Source organism: Arthrobacter sp. zg-Y40 (assembly GCF_020731535.1).
Taxonomy (GTDB): domain Bacteria; phylum Actinomycetota; class Actinomycetes; order Actinomycetales; family Micrococcaceae; genus Arthrobacter_B.
The window spans coordinates 394,592-403,264 of sequence record NZ_JAJFZS010000004.1; the positions used below are offsets into that span (position 1 = coordinate 394,592).

General features: G+C 66.1%; 6 protein-coding genes and 1 other RNA gene. 3 read left to right on the forward strand and 4 right to left on the reverse strand.

Features of this window, described 5'->3' with window-relative positions; translation table 11 throughout:
• Positions 1 to 216: 216 nt before the first annotated feature.
• Both LJ754_RS06930 and LJ754_RS06935 read left to right on the forward strand, forming a co-directional pair.
• Complete coding sequence (locus LJ754_RS06930) at positions 217 to 1,158, forward strand: ABC transporter ATP-binding protein (protein WP_227926035.1); 942 nt, start codon at positions 217 to 219, stop codon at positions 1,156 to 1,158.
• The gene (locus LJ754_RS06935; RefSeq protein ID WP_227912432.1) at positions 1,155 to 2,219 is read left to right on the forward strand and encodes an ABC transporter permease; all 1,065 of its coding nucleotides are present in this window, start codon (positions 1,155 to 1,157) and stop codon (positions 2,217 to 2,219) included. Before LJ754_RS06930 ends, LJ754_RS06935 begins: the two co-directional genes overlap by 4 nt.
• Here the strand turns inward: LJ754_RS06935 and recR are convergent.
• The 4 genes from recR to LJ754_RS06955 form a co-directional block, all read right to left on the reverse strand.
• Entirely contained in the window at positions 2,216 to 2,812 is a 597-nt protein-coding gene (recR, locus tag LJ754_RS06940; RefSeq protein WP_227912431.1) for a recombination mediator RecR, read from the reverse strand. The two genes, LJ754_RS06935 and recR, sit on opposite strands and share 4 nt — an antisense overlap.
• Before the next feature lie 114 nt (positions 2,813 to 2,926).
• The gene (locus LJ754_RS06945; protein WP_227926036.1) at positions 2,927 to 6,109 is read right to left on the reverse strand and encodes a DNA polymerase III subunit gamma and tau; all 3,183 of its coding nucleotides are present in this window, start codon (positions 6,107 to 6,109) and stop codon (positions 2,927 to 2,929) included.
• A 76-nt stretch (positions 6,110 to 6,185) separates the two neighbouring features.
• Positions 6,186 to 6,281, reverse strand: an RNA gene (ffs, locus tag LJ754_RS06950) — signal recognition particle sRNA small type.
• A gap of 86 nt (positions 6,282 to 6,367) precedes the next feature.
• A complete protein-coding gene (locus LJ754_RS06955) occupies positions 6,368 to 6,946 on the reverse strand; it encodes a TetR/AcrR family transcriptional regulator (protein WP_227926037.1) in 579 nt (192 codons plus the stop codon).
• A gap of 90 nt (positions 6,947 to 7,036) precedes the next feature.
• Here LJ754_RS06955 and LJ754_RS06960 point away from each other — a divergent pair, with 90 nt between their 5' ends.
• The gene (locus LJ754_RS06960) at positions 7,037 to 8,002 is read left to right on the forward strand and encodes a ketopantoate reductase family protein (protein WP_227926038.1); all 966 of its coding nucleotides are present in this window, start codon (positions 7,037 to 7,039) and stop codon (positions 8,000 to 8,002) included.
• The last annotated feature ends 671 nt before the right edge of the window (positions 8,003 to 8,673 follow it).

Here is an 8,673-nt window from a genome sequence, read left to right on the forward strand (position 1 = left end):
TACACTTTCTGAGTTTTGTTGTTCTCTGGTGTGCCCGGCATCTTCGGCGTGGCAGGTATTCCCCTGGAAAACGGGCCGCGGTACCCACGACGTCCGTCCAGAAAGTCTATAGCCGCGCTTTGGCCGGGCTGAAATATCACGGCAACATGCACTTAACGTCACTTTGCGGCGAGTTTGTACCGTAGTCCCGGACTGCCGGACCCTATGGTGGGCGCCATGGGGAATAACAGTGCCGAGAGCACGGGCATAGTCGCCGAGGGAATCCAGCGCAGTTTCGGTAGCGTGCAGGCGATCCGTGCCATGGATTTCACGGCACCCGCCGGGGAAGTGACGGCGCTGATCGGCCCGAACGGTTCAGGCAAAACCACGCTCCTGCTCATTCTTGCCTCCCTGCTGGCACCCGATGCCGGTTCCGTGCGGATCAACGGGTTCGACCCGCTGACCCAAGCCGGTGCGGTGCGCGCCACCGTGGGCTGGATGCCGGACACGCTGGGAACCTGGGAATCGCTGACCGCCACGGAAATCCTGACCACCATGGGGGCCTTCTACGGATTGGGCCGGTCCGCTGCCGCTGCCCGTGCTGCCGAACTGCTGGACACCGTGCACCTGACCGAATACGCGGACCAGCCCGCACGCGTTCTGTCCCGGGGGCAGCAGCAGCGGCTGAGCCTGGCCCGGGCGCTGATCCACGATCCCTCCGTACTGCTGCTGGACGAGCCCGCGTCCGGCCTGGACCCGGCCTCTCGGGTGGACCTGCGGGTGCTGCTCCGACGGCTGGCCGGCGAGGGTAAAACCATTCTGGTCTCCTCGCATGTGCTCTCCGAGCTGGATGAAATGGCGGACCGGGCAGTTTTCGTGGCGCGCGGTGAAACCGTGAAGACCCAGTCGCTTTCCGACGCCGGCACGCAGGAACGCTGGTACACCGTCCGTGCGCTGGACACCGGGAAACTGCTGCGGCAGGTGGATGCGCAGCAGCTCCAATACCGGCAGCCGCAGGACCAGCAGCGGCCCCACGTACAGATCCGGGTGTCCGGCGAGGACGCAGCCGCCGAACTGCTGCGCAACCTGGTGCTTGCCGACGTCGGCGTCACCGCGTTCGCCCCGTCCGGCGGTGCCCTGGAAGAGACCTACATGAGTTTGGAAACCGATCGCCGATGAGTACCCTGAGCCAAAGTCCGGTTGTTTCCCCGCTTGGTTACGCCAGCGGCGTGCGGTCCGTGTTTGCCCTGGAAATGAAGCAACGGCTGCGAACGCGCAGCTGGTACGTCCTGCTGACAGTCTGGTTTTTCGTCATTGGGCTCGTCGCGATGCTGACGGCCTTGAACGCCGGCTCCCAGCAGGGCCAGCGAGGCCCGGTCCTGTTCGAGCTGATGGTCGGCTTTGTCCTGTTCTTCGGCCTGCTGCTGGCCCCGGCCCTGTCAGCCAACGGGGTGAACGGTGACCGCGCCGCGGGCACCCTGGCTATTTTGCAGGTCACGCTGCTGCGGCCCGGCCAAATTTTGGCCGGCAAGTGGCTGGCGGCATGGGTTGCTTCGCTCGGTTTCCTGGTAGCGAGCGTACCGTTCCTGCTCTGGGCGCTCGTCCTGGGCGGGGTCCGTCCGCTCTCCGCGCTCGTGGCCGTAGTGATGCTGGCCGTGGAACTGGGGATTGTGTGCGCCGTTGGGGTGGGAGTTTCGGCGCTGGCCGCCCGTCCGCTGTTCTCCATTGTGGTGACCTACATGCTGGTGGCCCTACTGGGGTTGGGTACCCTGATTGCCTTTGGGCTCAGCACCACACTGACCGAGGGAACGGTTCGTGCCAGTCCGGTCCAGTACTCCCAGTCCGTGCCTTTCGACCCGGAAAACTACGAGTGCGTGGGAGAAGTGCAGGATATGCCGGCGCTGCGCACCGAACGGGTCGCCTGGATCCTCGCCGCCAATCCCTTTGTGATTGTGGCCGACGCCATGCCGGCGCAGAGCGGAAAACCCGGCGTCGAGAGCGGAGTCATGGAAAGCATCAGCATTCTCGTCCGCGAGGCCCAGGCCGGTCCCGAGAGCGGGATGCCGTGCGTGAACGGCGAGAAGAAACCGGGCGTCACGGCCGGCTCACTGGCCGTCACGCCGATCTGGCCGCTGGGGCTGGGAATCCAGCTTGCCGTGGCCGCGCTGCTGCTCTTCCTGGGACGACGCCGGCTGGTGACGCCGGTGCGGAACCTCTCTGCCGGAACGCGGATCGCCTAGGACATGCTGCGGCGGCCTTCGAAGGCCCGGCCCAGGGTGATTTCGTCGGCGTATTCCAGGTCTCCGCCCACCGGCAGCCCGGAGGCAAGGCGGGTGACCTTGATGCCAAGGGTCTTGAGCATCCGCACCAGGTAGGTGGCGGTGGCTTCACCCTCGAGGTTCGGATCGGTGGCGATGATGATTTCGGAGATCTGTTCGTCGGAGAGCCGGCTGAGCAGTTCACGGATGCGCAGCTGGTCCGGGCCGATGCCCCCGATGGGGTTAATGGCGCCGCCCAACACGTGGTAGCGGCCGCGGAAGGACCGGGTGCGTTCCACCGCGATGACGTCCTTGGATTCCTCCACCACGCAGATCATGGTGGGATCGCGCCGCGGATCGCGGCAGATGGCGCAGGTTTCCTGCTCCGTGACGTTGCCGCACACAGTGCAGAACTTCACCCGCTCCTTGACCGTGACGATGGCCGTGGCCAGCTTCTTCATGTCATCGGGATCGGACTCGAGGATGTGGAACGCAATGCGCTGGGCGGACTTCGGCCCCACGCCGGGCAGGCGGCCTAGTTCATCGATGAGTTCCTGAACCGCACCTTCGTACACGTAACCTTCTCTGCTGGGTTGAACTGCATTTGTTGCTCATCATCTGCTGCCGGCAACCGGCTGGAGCCGCTGCCGGAATGTTTGGCGGGGACCGCCGTCGTTGGTGCCGTCCGGTCAGCGGCCGTCGACGCTGCGTTCCTCGATCAGCCGGCCGCCCAGGATCCGCTCAATGGCCTTGCGGCCCACCAGTCCCGAGTCCTCCAGCGTGATGTCATCTGCACTGGGAACGTCTTCGACGTATGCCGAGTCTACTGGCCGGCTCCCCCTGACGGGGGCTCCGCCGCCGCGCTGGGCGGCTTCGTTGAGCAGCTTCTGGTAGCGGCTCAGCGGTTGGTTGGGGCCGGCGGGTGCTGCCGGTGTGGCCGGTGCGGCCGGAGCGGAAGCCCGAGCGGCCGGCGCCGCAGGAGCCGAGGCCCGCGCGGCTGGGGCTGCTGCCTCCACTGCGGGCTTCGCAGCCGCCGGCGCGGAGGCTGCTCCCGTCTGGCCGTTTGCTCCGGTCGCTGGAGCGGCGCTCGATCCGGTGCCCGCCCAGTTGGTGGTGGCCCACTCGGAATCGGAGAGGTGGCCGCCGGAGTACACGTCGGCAGGTGCCTCGGCGGTTTCCCAGGCGTTGCTTTCCGGTGCGTCGTTGAAGGGATCGGAAGGCTCGTCCGGCCACGGCTCATCCGACGGTGCCGGCTGGCGCGGTCCGGACTGGGCTGCCCGTCCGCCGCCACGGCCGGCGCCTGTGCCCCGGGAGGCAGAAGCTCCCGGCGCGTTGGACGGCGAGGCGGTCCGACGGCGCAGCGCAGCAGATGCCGCATTCACCGGCGCGGCCGCAGCAGGTTCTGATGCCTTCGTGTCCGCAGCTTCCGTATTCCGGCCGGCGGCGTGGGTGGGGGCTGCGGGGGAGGACGCAACCGAGGGTGCTACCGTCGCGGCTGAGGACGAAACTGCCGCAGCTGCCAGCGGCCAAGCCGGTGCGCCGGCGCCCCCGGCGTCCTGAGTTCCGGAGCCAGGCGATGTTGTGCGGGCGTTGCCAGCCGCTGCGGTGTCAGCATCCGGACGGGCTTCTGCCGTACGTGCCGCGCTGTCCGGGTCAACCGTAGGGGCACTTGCAACGGTGCCAGCAATGGCACTCGCAGGGGTGCCAGGCGCAACCGGTTCGTCCGGGTGCTCGGCAGTGGCCGGAGCGTCAGGGCGCCCAGCCGACGGCGCGGAGGGTGCCTGCCCAGCCGGTGCATTGGCTGCGGAGCTGCCGGGGCCACCCGCAGGAACCGTTGCAGCCGGGGCGGATGCCGGCGCGCGCCGGCTATCGGCTTTTGGGCCCGACTCACCCGCTGACGCCGAGCTGTCATGGATCGGATTGATCTGGCAGTCCAGCGCCAGGACCTGATGGATGGCCTTGCGCAGGTTATCCAAGTGGTCTGGCCGGTTGAAGTTGGTGGCTGCCCCCGGGTTGGAGAACGCCAGTTCCAGGACCTTGCCGTCAAAGGAGCGAGGGCTGGAGTTCTTGCTGACGTTCAGCCAAGTGGCCCGGCGGATACTCGTGAGGGCATCCATGATTTCGGGCCAGGCGCGGCGGATCATCTCGATCTGCCCGCCTCCGCCTGTGGGAGCAGCTCCGTGCCCGGCGGCGGGTGCCTGACGGGAGGGGGCTGCAGGGCTGCCGGTGGCAGGCTGCTGTGCCGGCTGCGGGGCGGTGGGCTGCTGTGCCGGCGCCTGTGAGCCGTTGGTGGAGGAACCGTTGCTTCCGGCCGGTCCCGCTGGCGCAGCTGCGGACGACGGAGCCGAGCCGCTCCGGTCAGCGGCCGGGCTCTGCGCGGGTGCGGACGCAGCGCCGCCAGTGCTGCTGGCAGCGGGAGAGCTTTGGCCGGGTGCATCCACGGGAGTGGACCAGGTACCGCCCCAGTCCAGGGAGCTGCCCCCCGCAGCAGGAGCACTATCTGCCGCAGGTGCATCCGATCCGCCCTGGTCCGAAGTTTCCCCGGGGGAGGGGGTGGCGGCAAAGTCGATGCCCCGCGGCGAGGAAGGTGCTTCATCCACGGACGGCGCGGAAGCACCCGACTGCGATGCGGTGGGCGCGGCGGCCGGGATGGTGGTTACCGGTGAGGCAGCAGCGGCTGCGCGGCCCATGGCTTCGGTGGGATCGCCGGCGTAGCTCAGGCGCCGCTCGAGGCGGTCCACCCGTGCAGCGGTTCCGCGTTCGGTCTGGTCTGCGGCCGGCAGCAGGATGCGTGCGCAGAGCAGCTCCAGGTGCAGGCGCGGCGAGGTGGCGCCGGTCATCTCGGTCAAAGCGGTGTTGGTGATGTCCGCGGCCCGGGAAAGCTCGCTGCCGCCCAGCTGTGCAGCTTGGGTCTGCATCCGGCTGATCTGGTCCTCCGGCATGCCGCGCAGCACGGCAGCGGCACTGTCCGGCATCGCGTTGACAATGATCAGGTCGCGGAAGCGTTCCAGCAGGTCTTCGACAAATCGGCGCGGGTCCTGGCCGGTCTGGATGACACGGTCGACGGCGCGGAATACCGTTGCTGCGTCCGCTGCGGCCACGGCGTCGACGACGTCGTCGAGCAGGGATACCGGCGTGTAACCCAGCAGGGAAACGGCTAGTTCGTAGTCCAGTCCCTCGGGGCCGGCACCGGCCATGAGCTGGTCGAGGACGGACAGGGTGTCACGCACTGACCCGCCGCCGGCGCGGATCACCAGGGAAAGAACACCGGGTGCCACGGCTACCTGTTCCTGGGCGCAGAGCTTTTCCAAGTAGGCCAGCAGCGGTTCAGGCGGGACCAGGCGGAAAGGGTAGTGGTGGGTGCGGGAGCGGATGGTCCCGATGACCTTGTCCGGTTCCGTGGTGGCGAAGATGAATTTGATGTGTTCCGGGGGCTCTTCGACAATCTTCAGGAGCGCGTTGAAGCCGGCCGAGGTGACCATGTGGGCCTCGTCAATGATGAAGATCTTGTAGCGGTCACGCACCGGAGCGAAGGTGGCCCGCTCGCGGAGGTCGCGGGCGTCGTCCACGCCGCCGTGGCTGGCGGCGTCGATCTCGATGACGTCGAGGCTGCCGGAACCGTCACGGGCAAGCTCAATACAGCTGTCGCACTTGCCGCAGGGAACGGGAGTGGGGCCTTCAGCGCAGTTCAGGCAGCGCGCCAGGATGCGCGCGGAAGTGGTTTTGCCGCAACCACGGGGACCGGAGAACAGGTACGCGTGGTTCACGCGGTTCTTTTGCAGGGCCGCCATCAGCGGCTCCGTGACGTGCTCCTGGCCGATCACATCCGCGAAGCTCTCGGGACGGTAGCGGCGGTAAAGGGCTGTACTCACAGATAGAAGCCTATCGGTTGGCACTGACGGTTTTCACTCCGGCGCCCGGTGCGTGACGAAGCGCTCTCCGGGGAAAATTAAAGACCCCCCATGCACCTGCCAGAGCCCGCTTACCCTTGCTACCTTCCGGTCCTGGGGGAGTTCACAGGATGACACCACATGAGGGGCCGGGAACCAGTCTACCCGATATTTGAGGGTGCCGAATGCGCGCTGGCGGGCTCCTTCAGCCGCGGGACCACGCGGGCACCCGGGTCCTTGTTAACTGCGGCCGGAGCCGGTTGTGCGCATTCCGTCCATCAGAAGGGTGATCATGCCGTCTGCGTCATGGCGCCAACCCGGTTGGCCGTAGGCGGTTCCGATTCCGTGCAAGGCAAGCAGGACAGCCCCGGCTCCTATGTCCTTCCGTATGGCCCCCGTTGCAGCGGCTGCCGTCACCAAGGTGTCCACCGCGGACGTGAGCTTCCGGGTGCCGTCGGCGATCGCCGTCGTACTGCCGGACAGGAGGACCGCCAGGGTTGCCCCGAGTCCCTTCTGCGACTCCATATGATCGACCATCCCGTGCAGGAATGCCTCCAGTGCTTCTTCGGCGGGCATAGCGTCCTGCAATTCCCCTGCCCGTTCGCACAGGGAGTCGATCTCTTCCTGGTAAACGGCCTCAGCCAGCGCTTCCCGGGTGGGGAAGTGGCGATACAGGGTTCCCGTGCCAACACCGGCCAAGCGGGCGAAGTCGTCAAAGCGCAGCTCGACGTCGCCGGCGTCAAATACATGCCGCGCCGCAGCGATGAGAGCATCCCTGTTTCGCCGGGCATCGGCGCGCAGCTGCTTGGTGGCGGTCATGGCACTCCTCGGGATCGACAAATGGAGACGATCTCCATATCGTACCAACTGGAGACAGTCTCCACTTCCACCGATTCCGGGAGGTACTGCATGAAGATCCTGATGTTCGGACGAGGCGTTATTGCCACTATGTACGGGTGGGCACTTGGGCAAGCTGGCCACGAGGTGGAATTCCATGTCCGGCCCGGCCGCGCGGCGCACTACGGCGACGGCGTTGAACTGGACCTCCTGGATGCCCGGCGCCGGCCGTGGGGCAGACGCCGCACCGGAGAAATGCCGCTGCGCTTCCGGGAAGAGTTGACGCCTGAGGACGGCTTCGACCTCGTTGTGCTGAGCGTGCCGCATTACCGCTTGGCGGAAGCGGCAGCGTTCCTGGCTCCCCGAATCGGCAGTGCGTCGGTGCTGGTTTTCGGCAACGTATGGGATGAGCCGCTCGAGGCCGTCGCGGCTCTTGATCCTGAGCGTGTGGTGTGGGGCTTCCCCCAGGGCGGAGGCGGGTTCGGCTCCGACGGCGTCTTGCGGGGAACATTGCTGGCCACGGTCATCTTTGGCACGTTCGGCCGTCCTCCGCAGGAGCGGGAACGGGCGGTCCGGGCAACGTTTCGCCAGTCCGGGTTCCGGGTTCGCGAGCAACCCGACTTTCGCGGCTGGCTGTGGACCCACTTCGTTGCGGACGCAGGACTGCACGCCCAGGGTTTGAAGGCGGGGTCGATGGCGGGGCTGGTGGGGAACAGGGCCAGCCTGCGCAGAGCGATGAAAACCAGCCGGGAACTGCTGGCGCTGCTGCAGGCCCGCGGCGTCGATCTGCGCCGCCACCGAGGTTCGGTGCTTCCATTCAGGGCACCCACATGGTTGACGGCTGCCATCCTGGCTTGGGTCCTTGCCCACTTCCCGCCGGCCCGCGCCAACTTCGAGGCGCACGCAGACCCGGAGGCTCAGGAACCGAAGGTGATTTGCCGGGACGTCCTGGCTGAAGCGCGGAGGCTCGGCGTTCCGGCCACAGGCTTGGCAGCAGAGGAGCTGTACTTCATCCATAGTGGTCCCGAAAACCCGTAAGCATGTACCCCTCTATATGCACCTCTCTACGTGCGCCTCTATAAGGGATTGCGCACGGGGAGCGGGTGACGGATTCCGGGCCTTGCCGCTGCCCGCCGGGCGGTGGTCTGCAACCGTCGGAAGGGGTGCGGCAGGTCACCTCGGAACGGTTTGCAAGGACCGGACCGGGTGTGCAAAGATAGACGAGTCGCCGCGGCCGGGACGCTGAAATAAGCGCCCGAAGCATGGCGGCCAAACCCACCAAAAAACAGAGTTTCTCTGGTGCGCCCTTCACGGGCCGGCAGGAAAGACTCCGGCTTTTTGCTGGGCCGGAACGGCGGTTGACACGCTTTCCCGGGGCTTCCGATAAGGAAAACCGGGAATTGCGGAAAACGCCTGGATGGAATAAGATGGAAAACCTTGCAGCGAAGAAGAAAAGGAAAACATTGTTTTCCCGAGTATTTTCGGATTGCGTCTGTTGTTTGAGAACTCAATAGTGTGCCAAGTTTATTGATACCAATTTATTTTAATTGGTTGAATCGACTGTTCCGCCCACCCCGTGGGCTGGAATGGTTTTTTTAGCTGGTTTCGAATTTAGTGCAGTGCCTGGCGGCCAATTTTCCTTGGCCCCGGCATTGTGTCTGTATGAACATTTACGGAGAGTTTGATCCTGGCTCAGGATGAACGCTGGC

Excerpts from the sequence above, each read along its gene's own strand:
- LJ754_RS06930 (WP_227926035.1), top strand. The coding sequence starts at position 217 with ATGGGGAATAACAGTGCCGAGAGCACGGGCATAGTCGCCGAGGGAATC.
- LJ754_RS06935 (WP_227912432.1), top strand. The coding sequence starts at position 1,155 with ATGAGTACCCTGAGCCAAAGTCCGGTTGTTTCCCCGCTTGGTTACGCC.
- LJ754_RS06955 (WP_227926037.1), bottom strand. The coding sequence starts at position 6,946 with ATGACCGCCACCAAGCAGCTGCGCGCCGATGCCCGGCGAAACAGGGAT.
- LJ754_RS06960 (WP_227926038.1), top strand. The coding sequence starts at position 7,037 with ATGAAGATCCTGATGTTCGGACGAGGCGTTATTGCCACTATGTACGGG.